The following is a 15,164-nucleotide window of genomic DNA, read 5'->3' on the forward strand; positions in this document are numbered from 1 at the left end:
CCTTGTTCCTGACATAGACCCGGCTCGCCGGATCCTCGCCCACCAGCACCACCGCAAGCCCGGGCGTCACCCCATGCGCCCCCTTCAGCGCCGAAACCCCCGCCGCAACACGCGCCCGGACGCGCAACGCAAAGGATTTGCCGTCGATGATGCGGGCGGAGCCGTCCATGGAAACCGTGCCGTGCATGTCACGCCTTGATGCGCTCGCCCCTGGGGTCGTACCAGGGCCCGAACTGCACCTCGACCGGCCAGGGCCTCATGGCGATCTCGACCTCGAACCGGCCCGAGGCCAGCCAGTCCTGCGTCACCCCCCCCGGCGCGGTCACATAGCCGAGGCCGAGCGAGGCATCGACGCGGAACCCGTAGGCCCCCGACATGACCGAGCCCACGATCGCGCCATCGCGCAGGATCGGCTCGTGGTGGTACATCAGCGGCGGATGGTCCCCGCCCGTCAGCTTCAACTGCACCATGCGCCGCTGCAACGGCCCCGCCGCCTTCTGCCGCGCCAGGGCCTCGCGCCCGATGAAGCCGCCGGGCTTGTCCAGCGCCACCGCGAAGCCGAGGCCGGCCTGATAGGGCGTGTCCTCCTCGCCGATGTCGTGGCCCCAGTGGCGATAGCCCTTTTCCATCCGCAGCGCGTTGAGCGCGAAGAACCCGGCGTGGCCGAGCCCGAGGTCGCGGCCCGCCTCGATCAGCGTGTCGTAGACATGCGCGGCGAATTCGGCCTCGACGTAAAGCTCGTAGCCGAGTTCGCCCATATAGGTCAGGCGGCTGGCCCGCACGCGCGCATGGCCCAGGTCGATCTCGCGGCTGGTGCCGAAGGGGAAGGCGGCGTTCGACAGATCGTCGGGCGAGACGCGGCGCAGCAATTCGCGCGCCTTCGGCCCCATCACCGCCAGCATCGGCAGGCCCGAGGTGATGTCGCAGACCATGACGCGCGCGCCCTCGGGAATATGGCGGCGCAGCCACGACAGGTCGCGCCGCTGCGACACGGCGACGGTGACGACCAGGAATTCCGTTTCCGCCAGCCGGGTGATGGTGACATCGGCCTCGATCCCGCCGGCATCGTTGAGCCATTGGGTATAGACCACGCGCCCCACCGGCACGTCGATCCGGTTCGCCGACAGGTGTTCCAGCACCGCCAGCGCATCGGGCCCCTCGACCCGGTATTTCACGAAACAGGTATGATCGAAGATCGCCACATCCTGCGCCGTGGTCAGGCATTCGCGCCGGACGTTTTCGAACCAGCTCGGCCGGTCGTAGGAATAGCGGACATTCGCCACCTCCTCGGGCGTGCCGAAGAAACCGGGGCGTTCCCAGCCCGAGGTTTCGGTCATGAAGGCCCCGGCGGCCACCAGCCGGTCGTGGAAGGGCGAGCGGCGGATGCCGCGGGCGGTCTGGAACTGCCGCCCCGGCCAGTGCATGTCGAAACTGACGCCGAGCGATTCCCCCGCGCGCGCGGCCAGATAGGCGCGGTTGCGCTGGAACGCCTGCGTGCGGCGCACGTCCACGTCGATCAGTTCGACCGGCGGGCGGCCGTCGCGGATCCAGGCCGCCAGCGCCCGCCCGACGCCCCCCGACGACAGGATGCCGAGCGAGTTGAACCCCGTCGCGCAGAAAAGCCCCGCGACCTCGGGCGTTTCGCCCAGAAGATAGCGGTTGTCGGGGGTGAAGCTTTCGGGGCCGTTGAAGAACAGCTGCATGCCCGCCGAACGCAACAGCGGGATCCGGCGCACCGCATCGTCCAGATGGGGCGCGATATGGTCGATGTCCTCGGGCAGGCTGTCGAAGCAGAAGCTGTCGGGAATGCCTTCGGCCCCCCAGGGCTTGCCGCGCGGTTCGAAGAAGCCGACCAGAAGCTTGCCGGCCTCTTCCTTGTAGTAGGTCCATTCGTCGCCCATGAACAGCACCGGCAGGTCGCGCGGCAGGCCGGGGATCGGTTCGGTCACGACATAGAAATGTTCCGCCGCATGCAGCGGCAGGGTGACGCCGATGTCGGCCGCCAGATCGCGCGACCACATGCCGCCGCAGATCACCACATGGCGCGCGGCGATGGGGCCATGCGGGGTCATCACCCCGGTGGCGCGGCCGTTTTCCACCAGGATCCGCGTGACCGGTAGATGCTCGATGATCCGCGCCCCGCGCATGCGCGCGCCCTTGGCATAGGCCATGGTCACATCGGTCGGGTTCACCTGGCCGTCCATCGGGAACCAGAAGCCGCCAGTGATGCCCTCGGTGTCGATGGGCGACCAGCGTTCCTTGATCTCGGCGGCGCTGACCGCCTCGACCGGCAGGCCGAAGTTGCGGCCCATGGAGGCGCCGCGCGCCAGTTCCTCGTACCGCGCCGCATTGGTGGCGACGCGCAGCGACCCGCTGCGGCGGAACCCGGTCGCCTGGCCGGTTTCCGCCTCCAGCTGGCCGAAAAGCTCGCCCGTGTATTGCGCCAGTTCGGTCATCTGGCGCGTGGCGCGCAACTGGGTGACGAGCCCGGCGGCATGCCAGGTGGTGCCGCAGGTCAACTGCTTGCGTTCGCACAGGACCACATCGGTCATCCCCGACTTGGCGAGGTGATATGCGATGGAACAACCTGCGACGCCACCTCCGACGATGACGACATCGGCTTTCGATGGAATGTCCACGACCGGCTCCTTTCCGGGATTGGTCGCCCTTCCGGCGCGGGGCCGGGCAGGGCGGAAATGTCTTGCGATTGGGGGATCATCGGGGCCGGGCGGACCCCTTCAGCATCAGCACGGCGGCAAGCGACAGCGCGGCGCAGGCGGCGCAAAGCGCCAGCACCGGCGCGTATCCTCGCGCGGATTCGTAAAGAAGGCCCGCCGCACCCGGCGCGACCAGCCCGGCAAGGCCATAGGCGATGATCATCCGGCCATAGAGCCGCGGGATATGCGCGGCGCCATAGCGCAGCCCCAGAAGCACCGGCATGATGGAGCCGGAACCGCCGAAGGTCGCCCCGATCAGCGCCGCGCCCGGAAACAGCGCCGCCTTGGCGGGCGCCAGCATCGCCAGCGCGCCCGCCAGCGCCACCCCGCCAAGGGCCAGAAGGATCGCCCGTTCCCCGGCCCGTTCGGCCAGCGGCGCGCCCAGAAGCGAACCGGCAAGATAGCCGAGCGTCAGCACCGTCGCGGCATGGCCCGCATTCGCGATCCCCGCATCCGCCGCGATGGCCGCGACCTGCGAGACGACGGCGAGCCCGGTGAAGCAGATCAGGAAAAACACCAGCGACAGGATCAGGAAAGGCCGGTCCATCGCCGGGGGCGGGGGCGCCTCGGGCGCCGCCGTCCCCGCTGCGGGGCCGGTGCCCGCCAGCGTCAGGGCCAGCAGGCAGGCCAGCCCCACGCCGAGGGCCGCGACCCCGATCCGCAGGAAGGCCGCGCCCGGGTCGCTGGCCGCGATCCAGCCGCCCAGAACCAGCGGCAGCAGGATCCCGCTGAGCGCGAAGGCCCCCATGGCAAGCCCGATCGCCAAAGCCCGCACCCGCGCCGGCAGCCCCGCGGCCAGCGACAGCGCCAGCCCATAGGCCAGCCCCGACCCCGCCCCGAAGCCGAGCCCGTAGCCCACCGCCAGCACGCCCCAGGACGGCCAGAGGCCGAAGGCCAAATGCCCGCCCCCGATCAGCGCGAAGGCCAGCACCGCCGCCCCCGCCCGCCCGGCACGCGCCACCACCCAGGGCAGCACCGCGACCCCGGCGGTAAAGCTGATCAGCGCCAGCGACGACACCAGCCCCAGATCCGCCCGGCCGAGCGTCAGCACGCGCTCTATGGGCAGGATGAACAGGCTCCAGACATACAGCAGCCCGGCGGCGCCGTTCGCCAGCACGGCGGCGGCCAGAAGCAGCAGGGCGGTGCGGGGTGCGGCAGGGGTTTCGGTGCGGGCCATCGCTCAGACTCCCAGATAGGTGGCGGCCAGTTCGGCCCGGCCCAGCAACTCGCCCGGCGGACCCGACCAGACGACCCCGCCATGGCCGATCAGCGACAGATGCCCGGCGCTCGCCGCGATCCGTTCCACGCTTTCCTCGACGATCAGCACGGCCATGCCTTCGGCCGACAGCGTGTCGATGGCGGCATAGATCTGGTCGATGATCAGCGGCGCGAGGCCGAGCGACGGCTCGTCCAGCATCAGCAGGCGCATATGCGCCGCCATCAGCCCCCGCCCGATGCCCAGCATCCGCCGCTCGCCCCCCGACAGCGCGCTGGCCGTCTGCGCCATCCGTTCGCGCAGGCGGGGGAACAGGGTCAGCACATGGTCCAGCCGTTCGGCGGTCACGGCGCGGGTCGGGTTCATCGTGCCGCCGACCAGCAGGTTGTCGCGCACCGTCATGCGCTTGTAGATCAGGTCGCCCTGCGGCACATGGATGATCCCGCGCCGGGCGATCTTTTCGGCGGGCAGGTGGTCGATCCGCTCGCCATCCAGCCGCACCACGCCCGACATGCGCGGCATCAGCCCCGAAATCGCCCGCAGGCAGGTGGTCTTGCCGTTGCCGTTGGGGCCGACGATCCCCGTCACCCCCGCCGCGCGCACCTGCAGCGACACGCCGGTCAGCACCGGTTCCCGCCCGTAGTCGGCCGACAGGCCCTCGACCTCAAGCCGCATCGTCATGGCCGCCTCCGTTGCCTGTTTCGGCCGCCTGTTTCAGGTCGCGCAGGCCCGAGGTGCCCAGATAGGCCGAAACCACCTCTGCGCTTTCGGCCATGCCGGCGACGCTGCCTTCGTAAAGCTTTGCGCCGTGGTGCAGGACCATCACCCGGTCGGCCAGCGCGGTGACGAAGCTCATCACATGTTCGATCAGCACGATGGTCATCGCGCGTTCGGCCCGGATGCGGCGGATCACGCCCGCGCAATGGTCGATCTCTTCGCGCGTCAGCCCGCCCACGGGCTCGTCCAGCATCAGAAGCCGGGGGCCGGTGGCGACCGCGCTTGCCAGCATCAGCAGCTTGCGTTCCAGCACCGTCAACTGCGCCGCAGGCCGGTGGCGGTGGGGGGCAAGGCCGGTGATCTCCAGCGCCGCGTCGCAGTCGGCATGGCTCTGGCGGTCGAAGCGCAGGCCGGGGAAGGACCGCCCGTGGCGCCCGAAATAGGCGGCGGTCAGCAGGTTTTCCTCGACCGTCATCGAATCGAACACGGCGTTCAGCTGAAAGGTCCGCGCAAGGCCCAGATGGCAGACCTGTTCGGCCCGCGCGCCGGTGATGTCCTGCCCGAAGAGCGTCACGCGCCCCGCGCTGGCCGCCGACAGGCCGGAAATCACGTCGAACAGCGTGGTCTTGCCGGCGCCGTTCGGCCCGCTGATGCCGAGGATCTCGTTCGGCTCCACATGGAAGGTCAGGTCCTTGACCGCCGCCATCGCGCCGTATCGCTTGGTGAGGTTCACGACCTCCAGCGCGTTCTGCACGCCGGTCATGCCGCACCCCCCTTCAGCCGGGCCCGCACCAGCGCCGCCAGCCGCGACAGCCCGCCCGCCAGCCCCTCGGGCGCAAGGATCAGGATCAGGATCAGCAGCACCGCATAGATGGTGCCCTGCCACTGGGCCATGCTGGTCAGGTTTTCCTGCACCAGCGCGAGGCAGAGCGTACCCAGCACCGGCCCCCAGACCCGCCCGCGCCCGCCCACGATCATGATCGACAGAAGGAACAGAAGCGTAGGAAAGCCAAGGACCTGCGGGCCGAAGGTGCGCTGCGTCCCGGCATAGACCGCGCCCGCCAGCCCGGTGAACAGCCCCGCGGCGGCAAAGACGATCAGCTGGAACTTCTCCACCCGGATGCCGCGCGCGCGGGCGACCTGTTCGTTGTCGCGCAGCGCCTGGAAAGCGCGGCCATAGGGGCTGTGCACCACCGTGATCGCCGCCGCCATGCAGGCCGCCAGCACCGCCAGCGCCAGCAGGAAGTTGCCCCAGGCCGCGGCGCCATAGCCGAAGATATCGTTGAAGCCGAAGTCGCCGAACCGCGTCAGCCCGCGCGCGCCCCCGGTCAGCGAATAGCAGGCCGAAGGCGTGCGGCGGAAACAGTCCACATCCGTCACGATCAGCTGGTACATGACCATGGCGATGGCCAGCGTCACCACCACCGTATAGGCCCCGCGCAGCCGCAGCGTCGCCAGCCCCATCAACAGCGCCATCACCAGCCCCGCCAGCGCCGCGACCGGCAGGCTCGCCCAGGGCGACACGCCGTGGTAAAGGCCGAGCAGCGCCACCGCATAGCCCCCGGCGGCGAACAGCGCGAGGTTGCCGATCGACATGATCCCGGCCACGCCGAGGACAAGGTTCCACTGCGACACCACCGCGGCCCAGATCAGGTAAAGCGTCGCCTGGCCGAGCACATAGTTCGACTGCCCGGTCAGCGGCAGCAGCGCGAGGCCCGCGGTCAGGGCGGCAAGCAGCAGGTAATCCTGCCTTTGTGCGGAAATGCGGGTCATGTCAGTTCCTTGCGATGTCGCGCGTGCCGAAGAGGCCGTTGGGCCGCAGCACCAGCACCGCCACCACGGCGATCAGCAGGACCGGGCTGCCCCATTTGGTGCCCAGTTCGTACTGTGCGAGCGTTTCGAGGAAGGCGAGAAGGAAGGCCGCGACAACCGCGCCGGGAATGCTGCCGAGCCCCCCGATCACGCAGATGATCAGCGCCTTGAGCAGCGGATCCTGCCCCACGGTCGGATAGACCGCCGTGCCATGGGTGATCAGCACCCCCGACACGCCCGCAACGGCGCCCGAGATCATCATCACCTTCAGCACGATCCGCCCCACAGCGATGCCGTTCAGCCGCGCCGCCGTGGGTTCCTGCGCCACCGCGTTGATCGACCGGCCAAGCGCGGTGTGGCGCAGCACCAGCGTCAGCGCGGCGGTCAGCGCCACGCTGATCGCGATCATCATCACCGTCTGCCAGGCGATCGAGGTCGCGCCAAAGGCGATCCGCCCGTCGATGGAAAAGGGCTGCCGCGCCGTCGCCGGGCCGATCAGGTTGTTGATCCCGTCGACCATGATGGTCGCGGCGGCCATGGTCAGGATGATGATGTTGATCTCGAACGCGGGCCGCGCGAAAACGCGCGACACCAGCAGGATATGGGTCAGCGCCCCGATCGTCGCCCCGCCCGCCGCCCCCGCGAAGACCCCCGTCCACCAGGGCATCCCCAGATCGCGCACCACCAGCAGCGAGGCATAGGCCCCCACGGTGATGAACGCCCCATGGGCGAGGTTGAGCATCCCGAAGGTGCCCCAGATCAGCGCGAGCGACACCGCGCTGGCGGCATAGAGCGCGCCGAGGCCCAGGGTCGTGGCAAGGATGTCCGTCATGTCTCGGGCTCCGTCGGGTGCAGGAGGGCGGGGCGGTCGGGGGCGTTCAGGCGAACCAGGGCGGCAGTTCGAATTCCGCCTCGTTGTAGGGTTCGGGGTAGATCAGCTTCTTGGGATTGGCCGCCCCCGGATCCTTGATCTGATAAAGAAGATGCGGCATCGCCAGCGAGGGATCGTTCGACAGCGTGGGATAGGGGATCGCCGCGTTGAACCGCGGGTCATAGCGCAGCGTGCCGAAGGGCGCGCGATAGACGAAGCGGCGCAGGTTGTCGGCGATCTTGCGGTTCTGGTCGTGGTTGCCGGGTTCGCCCACGCCGCCTGCCAGCGCCGCGGCGATGGCGTAGTGGTACATCTCGGAATAGGTCGAGGCGCCGGGGTCGGCCTCTGCCGCGTCGCCGAACTTGGCATGGTACGTTTCGCGGAAGGCGTTGCCCATCGCATCGGGCAGGATGCCGATGACCGAGGATGTCAGCACCCCCCGCGCCGCCTCGCCCGCCAGATCGGAAAACGCCTTCAGCAGCGGCCCGTACTGGTAGTAGAACAGGCTGTCGGTCGGGTTCTGCGCGAACTGGACCTGACATTGCGCCAGATCGCCCGGGTAGAAATGCGTGTTGGCGATGACGGCGGGCGCATCGTCGCGCACCTTGCGCAGCACCGCGCCCCATTCGGTGGTGGGCACCGGCACGACCTCTTCGAACGACACCTCGAAGCCGTATTGCGCGGCGGTGTCGCGGATCGCGTTCGAGATGACGATGGAATAGGGCAGCGATCCGGTGATCAGCGCGATCTTGTTGTTCTTGGGCTGCCAGATCCCCTGCTTGCGGATCCGGTCGAGCATCACCGGCAGGCCGACGCCGTAATAGCTTTCGGCCGGGTCGGCCATGAAGATGCCGAAATACCGGTCCGGGTCGCTTTCGAACACCTCGTGATGGCCGATCGAGGTGTTGTAGTGGATGTAGATGATGCTCGCATCGGCGATGGCGTCGTATTCGGCCTGGTTGGCGCCGACGTTGTAGCCGTTGATGATGGCGCAGACGCCTTCGCGGTCGATCAGCAGGTTGGTGGCCGACGATACCTCTTCGGCGGTCTGGTTCGCGCTGTCGATGACCACGCTTTCGACCTGCATCCCGAGGATGCCGCCGGCGGCGTTGATTTCCTCGATGGCCATGGCAAGGCCGTTGCGGTGTTCCACCCCGTCCACCGCCAAGGGGCCGGTCAGCGAGACCATCTGCCCGATCTTCACGGTGCCGGATTTCTGCGCGTGGCCGGCATTGATCCCGGCCAGCGTGGCGGCGCCGAAGCCCGCTGTGGCGGCAGAGGACAGGAAGGCGCGGCGGCCCAGGGTGGGGGCGGCGAGCGGGGGGGCGGGGGGACCGCCGGATTTCATCTTCGGCATGGCAAATTTCTCCCTGTGCCGCGGAATGCGGCTTTTCGTTATCCTTGTTTTCGGTCGTGCCGGGGCAGGGCCCCGGGGGTGCGGCCCGGCGGGGGCGCCGGGCCGCGGGGGCCTTCGGGTCGTCAGGCCCGCAGGCCGCGCAGCCGGGCGGTTTCGGCCTCGTTCACCGACATGGTGGCGGGGTCGATGACCACCCCATACTGTTCGCGCGCCGCGTCGATGGAGATGTATTCGTCCAGCACGTCGTCCAGCACCTTGGCCACCGGCCGTTCGGTCGGGCGGCCCCATCCGCCGCCGCCGGTGCTTTCGAACAGGAACTGTTCGTCATGGCGGAAGGCATGGCCCGACAGCAGCGGGCTGGTCCAGTCGCCGTTCGGGCTCAGCCCGCCGATGACCTTGCGGCTGCCGTCGGGGTAAAGATGGCTGGACCGCTGCACCGCGCTGAACCCGCCGCCGTTCACCCCGGGGCTGCCCTGCCGGGTGCGCGAGGTTTCCATGTTCAGCTCGCCCTCGCACAGATAGCGCACCTTGAACACCGCCCCCAAGCCGCCGCGATGCTTACCCGGGCCGGCCGAATCCTGCCGCAGGTCGAAGCTTTCGTATTCGATGGGGAAGAACAGTTCGGCGGTTTCCGCCGCCATGTTCATGCAGTTGCCCAAGGGGTCCATCGTCACGTTCATGCCGTCGCTGAAGGGCGTGCCGCCCCATCCGCCGGCCGGCAGGTCGGAAAACACCTCGGCCACGCCCTTTTCGCGGTCCACCGCCGTGGACACGAACCAGTTGCATTCCGAACAGGTCGACCCGGTGACGCGTTCCGGGATCGCCTTGGCCAGGGCCTGCCAGATCGCGCTGGTGATCTTGGACGAGGCCAGCGTGGTGCAGCCGATGGTGGGCGCGGGCCAGACCGGGTTCAGCCAGCAGCCCTCGGGGATCACCAGCTTGATGGGCGCGAACATGCCCGCGTTCGAGGGTGCATGCGGCGCCAGGAAGAACTGAAGCGAATAATACGCCGCCGAGGCGGTATTGGCGTAGGGCGAGTTGATCGAGCCCTTCACGATCGGGTCGGACCCGGTGAAGTCGACGGTGATGTCCGACCCGTCGATGGTCAGCTTGACCTTGATCCTGACCGGATCGGGCGAGAAACCGTCGGTATCGGCATAATCCTCGGCCTCGTAGACGCCATCGGGGATGGTCTCGATGCTCTTGCGCACGATGCGTTCGGTGTAGCCGATCAGTTCCTTCATCGCCAGTTGCACGGTATCGCGGCCATAGCGGTCCGCCGCCCGCGACAGTTCGGCCTCTGCGGCCTTGAGCGCGCCCAGATGCGCCTGCAGGTCGCCCTTGACGTAATGGGGCGTCCGCGTGTTGTTCATGATGATGGCGAGGAAATCCTCGTTGATCTGGTAGTGCTCATAGAGCTTGATCGGCGGCAGGCGCAGCCCCTCGGCGGCGATATGGGTGGAAAACGACATGCCCCCCGCCGCACCGCCGCCCAGATCCATCCAGTGGCCGCGGCTGACGGCAAAGCCGATCAGCGCCTCGCGGTGGAAGATCGGCATGGTGAAGGTGATGTCGTTGATATGCGTGCCGCCCTGATAGGGGTCGTTCAGCGCGATGATGTCGCCCGGTTTCAGCGTCTCGCGCGGGAACCGCCTCAGCGCGGCATCGGCGCTGAACTTCATCGCCGCCAGATGCACCGGGCAGTTCGCCGCCTGCGCCAGCAGGTTCGCATCGGCATCGTAGATCGCGTTCGAGAAATCGAGGATATCGGCGAGGATCGGCGAGAACGACGTCTTCTGCATGATCGTCGCCATCCGGTTGCAGGCGTATTCGAAGCCGTTGCGCAATACTTCGAACGTTACCGGGTCGATACGGTCGGAAATTCCCGCCAGCGTATCCTGGGTCCTGGACATGGCCATTTCGGTCTCTCCTCAGTTCGTGATGCTGACGATCAGGTTGCCGTGCGGGTCGACATTGCCGTCGCAGCCCGGCGGCAGAACCGCGATGGAATCGAGGTATTCGATGACGGCGGGGCCGGCGATGGTTTCGCCCGGCCGGATTTCCGCCGCGTTCTTCAATGCGGCGTCGAGCCAGTGACCGTCGAAATAGACCTTGTGGCTGCGGTCGCCCGCGCCGTTCGCGGCGGCCTCGGCGGCGAAGCTGAACACCGGCGCCTCGGCCAGCGCGCCGGTGGCGACCACGCCGAGCGCGACGAAGGCGATGGGGAAATCGTCGGAACTGACGCCGTATTCCTGCCGGTGGGCGGTGTGGAACGCCTCGGCGATCTGCGGCAGATGCGCGGGCGTCAGGGTGCCGTGGGGGATGTCCACGTCCACCTCGTAGGTCTGGCCGACATAGCGCATTTCCGCGGTGCGCCGGATCGCGACCTGCGCCGCCGGAACGCCGTCGCGGATCAGCCGTTCGCGCGCCTTGGCCTCGATCTCGCCATAGATCCGGTTCAGGTCCTCGACCCGGACCGAACCCAGATCGGCATAGTGGAAGGCCTCGATGTCATGGCGCACGTTCATCGCCGTGGCCCCGAAGGCCGAGGCGACGCCGGCCTGGCCGGGGATCACCACCTTGGGGATGTTCATCGCCTGCGCGACGAAACAGGCATGCATCGGCCCTGCGCCGCCGAAACTGGCCAGCACGAAATCGCGCGGGTCGCGGGCACGGGCGACCACGACGCCCTTCACCGCCTGCGCCATCGTCTCGCAGGAAATGCGGATCATGCCTTCGGCGGTCTGCAACCGCGTGAGGCCGATCTTCGCCGCCAGCCCGTCGATGGCCCTTTCCGCCGCCGCCACATCCAGCGCGAACTTGTTCGACAGCGTGGGGTCGAGCCGGCCGAGCACCAGATTGGCGTCGGTGATCGTCGGTTCGGTGCCGCCGCGGCCATAGCAGGCCGGCCCCGGTTCCGACCCCGCGCTGCGCGGGCCGACGCGGAGCGATCCGCCCTCGTCCACCCAGCCGATGGAGCCGCCGCCCGCGCCGACCGAATGGATGTCGAGCATCGGCACGCTGACCGGCACTTCCCATTCCAGTTCATAGTTGCGCGTGATCAGGCCGCGGCCGTCCTCGACGATCGAGGCGTCGAAGCTGGTGCCGCCGACATCGGTGTGGATGATATTGGCGAAATCCGTGGTCCGGCTGAGGTAGGACGCATAGGCGACCCCGCCCGCGGGGCCGGATTCGATCAGTTCCTCGGGCCGTTCCTTGGCGTTTTCGGCGCCCATCACGCCGCCGTTGCTTTTCAGGATCAACAGCGTGCCGGCAAAGCCGCGGGCGTCCAGCGCCTCGCGCAGGCGGTCGAAATAGCTGGTCATCACCGGCATCAGGCAGGCGCGGATCGCGGTGGTGACGAAACGGGGATGTTCGCGGAAGATCGGCCGCGTTTCCGACGAGATGACGATATGCGCATCGGGCACGTGCCGGCGCAGGATCTCGCGCATTTCCTCTTCGTGCTGCGGGTTCACATAGGCATTGATGAAGCCGATGCCGATGGACTGGATGCCGCGCGCGGCGATGGTTTCGGCGATGCGGTTCGCATCATCGGCGTTCAGCGGCCGGCGCGGCACGCCGGAAACGGCCATGCGTTCGTCGATGGCGAAACGGTTGCGGCGGCGGATCAGCGGTTCCGGCTTGGTCTGGTAGGGATCGTAGAGCGCCTTGCGGTGCTGGCGGCCGATCTCGATGGTGTCGCGGAAGCCTTCGGTGGTGATGAAGGCGGCATCGGGAAAGTTCCGCTCGATCAGCGCGTTCGTCGCGGTGGTGGTGCCGTGCATCAGCAGCGAGACCTGATCGAAGGGGATCCCTGCGGCCTCGATGGACTGGAGCACCCCGCGCGAACGGTCGTCCTTCGTCGTCAATACTTTAGCTGTTCTGTAGTTTTTATTCTCTTCGTTCCAGGCGAAAAGGTCGGTGAATGTACCCCCGACGTCAATCCCTACGCGCCACATGCGGACATCCCTCTGTTGGTATGAATCGTTTTATTGCTGCGCGCTCGGGTGGCGCGGCCTGATCGTCAAGAGACGGCTGGAGCGAAAATATGTCAAGTTATTTTGTTGAATTTTTTTGGACTGACACGACCGGCGGCCCGTGGCAGATAGGGGAACGGCAAGACGGGTGAGGCAATGGGCACGGCTGATGACGAAAACGGCGGCAATGGAACGCGGGTTCTCAGGATCTCGGATCTGAGCCGCCTGACGGGCATCCCGGTCAGCACATTGCGCTACTGGTGCGACCAGAACCTGCTGACCCCGCATGTCACGCCCACCGGCCACCGCCAGTTCGAACAGCGCCATGTGGCCGAGGCGCTGAACATCCAGCGGCTGCGCAAGGTGCAGGGGCTGAGCATCACCGCCGTCAAATCCGCCATGCCCGCGCCGCCGCCCGCCGCGCCCGAACCGGCCGAGGGCGGCAATACCGTGGGCGAACATCTGCGCCGGCTGCGGCTGGCGGCCAAGCTGACGCTGCGCGAACTGTCGCAGCGCACGGGCATCGACCAATCCGTCCTCGCCTCGATCGAACGGACGTCGCTCGGCGTCAGCATCCCGCAGGCGAAGGAACTGGCGCGCTATTTCGGCCTGACGCTGACCGACCTGATGGCCGACGCCGCCGAACAGTCGCAGCGCCCGGTGCTGACGCCGGCCTCGGGCGGGCCGTTGCAGCCGACGCTCGGGTCCGGCCTGCGGATCGAGCAGATGGCCTCGGGGCGCGGGATGATGGATTGCCAGCGGTGGTTCATCGAACCGGGCATCAACAGCCACGGCGCCTACGACCATGACGGCGAGGAATTCATCTATGTCCTCTTCGGCCAGCTGTCGATCACCATCGAGGGCGAGGAACCCCATCTGCTGCGCCAGGGCGAGAGCATCTATTTCCGCAGCAGCCTGAAACACGCCTGGTCGAACCCGGGCCGGACGACCACCGTGCTGTTGTGGGTCAACACGCCGCCGACCTTCTGACGCCGACCTTCTGATGGCGGGCCGGGGCAGGGGGCCGGTCAGCCCTGCGGGCCGGCGACGACGCCCCGGTCGTGCAGCCGGGCGATTTCGGTGGCCGAAAGGTGCAGCACCTCGGCCAGAACCTCTTCGGTATGTTCGCCAAGCCGCGGGGCGCGGGCGGCCGGGGCGCGGTCCAGCGCGGGAAAGCTCGCGGGGGCGCCGGCGGTGGGGTATTCCTGCCCCGAGGGGTGGCGCTGCGGCGCAAAGACCGGGTTGCCGGCGATGAAGCCCGGCTCGGCCCCGATGGCCTCGGGCAGGGTGCGATAGGTTTCCCAGCAGATGCCATTGGCATCCAGCAGCGCGGCAAGGTCGGCCCGTGTCATCCGCCCCACCGCCGCCTGCACCAGATCGAACAGCCGCGCGCGATGGGTATAGCGCGCGCCCTCCTGCCCGAAGGACAGGCCCAGTTCGGATTCCAGCGCCGCGACCTCGGGGCCGATGGCGAAGGTCTCGACGATGGCGGCCCATTGCCGGGCGGTGATGCCGACCATGATGATCCGCTGGCCGTCACGGGTGCGGAAATCGCGCCCGAAGGCACCGAAAAGGTCATTGCCCACCCGCCCCCGCGCCGGGCCGCCACCCGTGACCTCTGCGATCTGGCCCAGATGGCCGAGCGTGGTGGCCGCGATATCGACCAGCGGCACCCGCACCTCGCCCCCCGCGCCGGTGGCCCGGCGGCGGCGTTCGGCGGCCAGCAGCGCGAAGGCCGTATAGGCCCCGGTGATCAGGTCCCATGCGGGCAGGACATGGTTCACCGGCCGGTCGGGCGGCAGATCGGCGGGGCCGGTCAACAGCGGCAGACCGGTGATCGCATTCACCGTATAGTCCACCGCATTGCGCCCGCTGGCCCATCCCATCACCCGCGCGGTGATCAGGTCGGGCCGGTGCACGGCCAGCCGGTCGTGCGACAGGAATCCCGCGGCGGGAAAATTGGTCACGAACAACCCGGCCTCGTCGCCCGGCGCGGTGATCAGCCGCACCGCCAGTTCGCGCCCCGCGGGGGCGGACAGGTCGATGGCGATGGATTTCTTGCCCTTGTTCAGCCCCTCCCAGAAGAGGCTCTGCCCCGCGCCATCCACCGGCCAGCGCCGCGCGTCGAGCCCGCCGCCGATGGCGTCGAAGCGGATCACCTCTGCCCCCAGTTCCAGCAGATGCTGCCCGCAGACCGGCCCGGCGACGAAGGACGCCCCCTCGATGACCCGCATGCCGCCGAGAATGTCATACATTGCCTGTCTCCTTGCGGCTGGTGCGGTGCTGTTCCGGCCCTCGGGGCCGCTGGCGCAGGGGGCGGGGGCCGGGATCGCCCCCCTGTTACCGACGGCGCGCATATTTTGCAATGCAGAATTTGGTTCTGCATGACGTACCGCCGCCCGCCCCCCGCAGGAAACCCGATCCCCGCGCATTCTGCCCTGCGGAAGCTTGGCCTCCCCGCCGTTCCGCGATACCCTCGCCCCGCAACCACAACAGG

12 protein-coding genes are annotated in these 15,164 nt (G+C 68.3%); 1 reads left to right on the forward strand and 11 read right to left on the reverse strand.

The annotated features are described in order from the left end of the window. The 10 genes from RGD00_RS21615 to RGD00_RS21660 all read right to left on the reverse strand — a co-directional run. Positions 1 to 169, reverse strand: a 169-nt coding sequence (locus RGD00_RS21615; RefSeq protein ID WP_310459325.1) for a tetrahydrofolate dehydrogenase/cyclohydrolase catalytic domain-containing protein, incomplete at its 3' end; no start/stop codon positions are given. Between the two features lie 19 nt (positions 170 to 188). Continuing rightward, positions 189 to 2,639, reverse strand: coding sequence for a GcvT family protein (locus tag RGD00_RS21620; protein ID WP_310459314.1), 2,451 nt, complete (start codon positions 2,637 to 2,639; stop codon positions 189 to 191). A gap of 76 nt (positions 2,640 to 2,715) precedes the next feature. Next, entirely contained in the window at positions 2,716 to 3,894 is a 1,179-nt protein-coding gene (locus RGD00_RS21625; protein WP_310459315.1) for an MFS transporter, read from the reverse strand. A 3-nt stretch (positions 3,895 to 3,897) separates the two neighbouring features. Then, entirely contained in the window at positions 3,898 to 4,614 is a 717-nt protein-coding gene (locus tag RGD00_RS21630; RefSeq protein WP_310459316.1) for an ABC transporter ATP-binding protein, read from the reverse strand. After that, on the reverse strand, positions 4,598 to 5,413 hold the full coding sequence (locus tag RGD00_RS21635; RefSeq protein ID WP_310459317.1) for an ABC transporter ATP-binding protein: 816 nt from the start codon (positions 5,411 to 5,413) through the stop codon (positions 4,598 to 4,600). Before RGD00_RS21635 ends, RGD00_RS21630 begins: the two co-directional genes overlap by 17 nt. Further along, positions 5,410 to 6,423: a branched-chain amino acid ABC transporter permease gene (locus RGD00_RS21640; RefSeq protein WP_310459318.1), complete on the reverse strand. Its 1,014-nt coding sequence runs from the start codon at positions 6,421 to 6,423 to the stop codon at positions 5,410 to 5,412. Before RGD00_RS21640 ends, RGD00_RS21635 begins: the two co-directional genes overlap by 4 nt. A 1-nt stretch (position 6,424) precedes the next feature. After that, positions 6,425 to 7,294, reverse strand: a complete 870-nt coding sequence (locus RGD00_RS21645; RefSeq protein WP_310459319.1) for a branched-chain amino acid ABC transporter permease — start codon at positions 7,292 to 7,294, stop codon at positions 6,425 to 6,427. 46 nt (positions 7,295 to 7,340) lie between these two features. Further along, positions 7,341 to 8,690, reverse strand: coding sequence for an ABC transporter substrate-binding protein (locus RGD00_RS21650; protein ID WP_310459320.1), 1,350 nt, complete (start codon positions 8,688 to 8,690; stop codon positions 7,341 to 7,343). A gap of 122 nt (positions 8,691 to 8,812) precedes the next feature. Further along, a complete protein-coding gene (locus tag RGD00_RS21655) occupies positions 8,813 to 10,603 on the reverse strand; it encodes a hydantoinase B/oxoprolinase family protein (RefSeq protein ID WP_310459321.1) in 1,791 nt (596 codons plus the stop codon). Positions 10,604 to 10,621: 18 nt separating this feature from the next. Then, complete coding sequence (locus tag RGD00_RS21660; protein ID WP_310459322.1) at positions 10,622 to 12,649, reverse strand: hydantoinase/oxoprolinase family protein; 2,028 nt, start codon at positions 12,647 to 12,649, stop codon at positions 10,622 to 10,624. Positions 12,650 to 12,823: 174 nt separating this feature from the next. On the opposite strand from RGD00_RS21660, the gene RGD00_RS21665 reads away from it, so the two are divergent. Beyond that, on the forward strand, positions 12,824 to 13,657 hold the full coding sequence (locus RGD00_RS21665) for a MerR family transcriptional regulator (protein WP_310459323.1): 834 nt from the start codon (positions 12,824 to 12,826) through the stop codon (positions 13,655 to 13,657). A gap of 38 nt (positions 13,658 to 13,695) precedes the next feature. On the opposite strand, the gene RGD00_RS21670 is transcribed toward RGD00_RS21665, so the two are convergent. Further along, positions 13,696 to 14,922, reverse strand: a complete 1,227-nt coding sequence (locus RGD00_RS21670) for a CoA transferase (RefSeq protein ID WP_310459324.1) — start codon at positions 14,920 to 14,922, stop codon at positions 13,696 to 13,698. Positions 14,923 to 15,164 lie beyond the last annotated feature (242 nt).

The sequence above is a fragment of the Ruixingdingia sedimenti genome, from assembly GCF_031432425.1.
Taxonomy (GTDB): Bacteria; Pseudomonadota; Alphaproteobacteria; order Rhodobacterales; family Rhodobacteraceae; genus Ruixingdingia; species Ruixingdingia sedimenti.

Bases quoted from the DNA above. Each gene is read 5' to 3' on its own strand.
- RGD00_RS21650 (WP_310459320.1), bottom strand. From the start codon at position 8,690: ATGCCGAAGATGAAATCCGGCGGTCCCCCCGCCCCCCCGCTCGCCGCC.
- RGD00_RS21670 (WP_310459324.1), bottom strand. From the start codon at position 14,922: ATGTATGACATTCTCGGCGGCATGCGGGTCATCGAGGGGGCGTCCTTC.
- RGD00_RS21645 (WP_310459319.1), bottom strand. From the start codon at position 7,294: ATGACGGACATCCTTGCCACGACCCTGGGCCTCGGCGCGCTCTATGCC.
- RGD00_RS21660 (WP_310459322.1), bottom strand. From the start codon at position 12,649: ATGTGGCGCGTAGGGATTGACGTCGGGGGTACATTCACCGACCTTTTC.
- RGD00_RS21640 (WP_310459318.1), bottom strand. From the start codon at position 6,423: ATGACCCGCATTTCCGCACAAAGGCAGGATTACCTGCTGCTTGCCGCC.
- RGD00_RS21665 (WP_310459323.1), top strand. From the start codon at position 12,824: ATGGGCACGGCTGATGACGAAAACGGCGGCAATGGAACGCGGGTTCTC.
- RGD00_RS21635 (WP_310459317.1), bottom strand. From the start codon at position 5,413: ATGACCGGCGTGCAGAACGCGCTGGAGGTCGTGAACCTCACCAAGCGA.
- RGD00_RS21630 (WP_310459316.1), bottom strand. From the start codon at position 4,614: ATGACGATGCGGCTTGAGGTCGAGGGCCTGTCGGCCGACTACGGGCGG.
- RGD00_RS21655 (WP_310459321.1), bottom strand. From the start codon at position 10,603: ATGTCCAGGACCCAGGATACGCTGGCGGGAATTTCCGACCGTATCGAC.
- RGD00_RS21625 (WP_310459315.1), bottom strand. From the start codon at position 3,894: ATGGCCCGCACCGAAACCCCTGCCGCACCCCGCACCGCCCTGCTGCTT.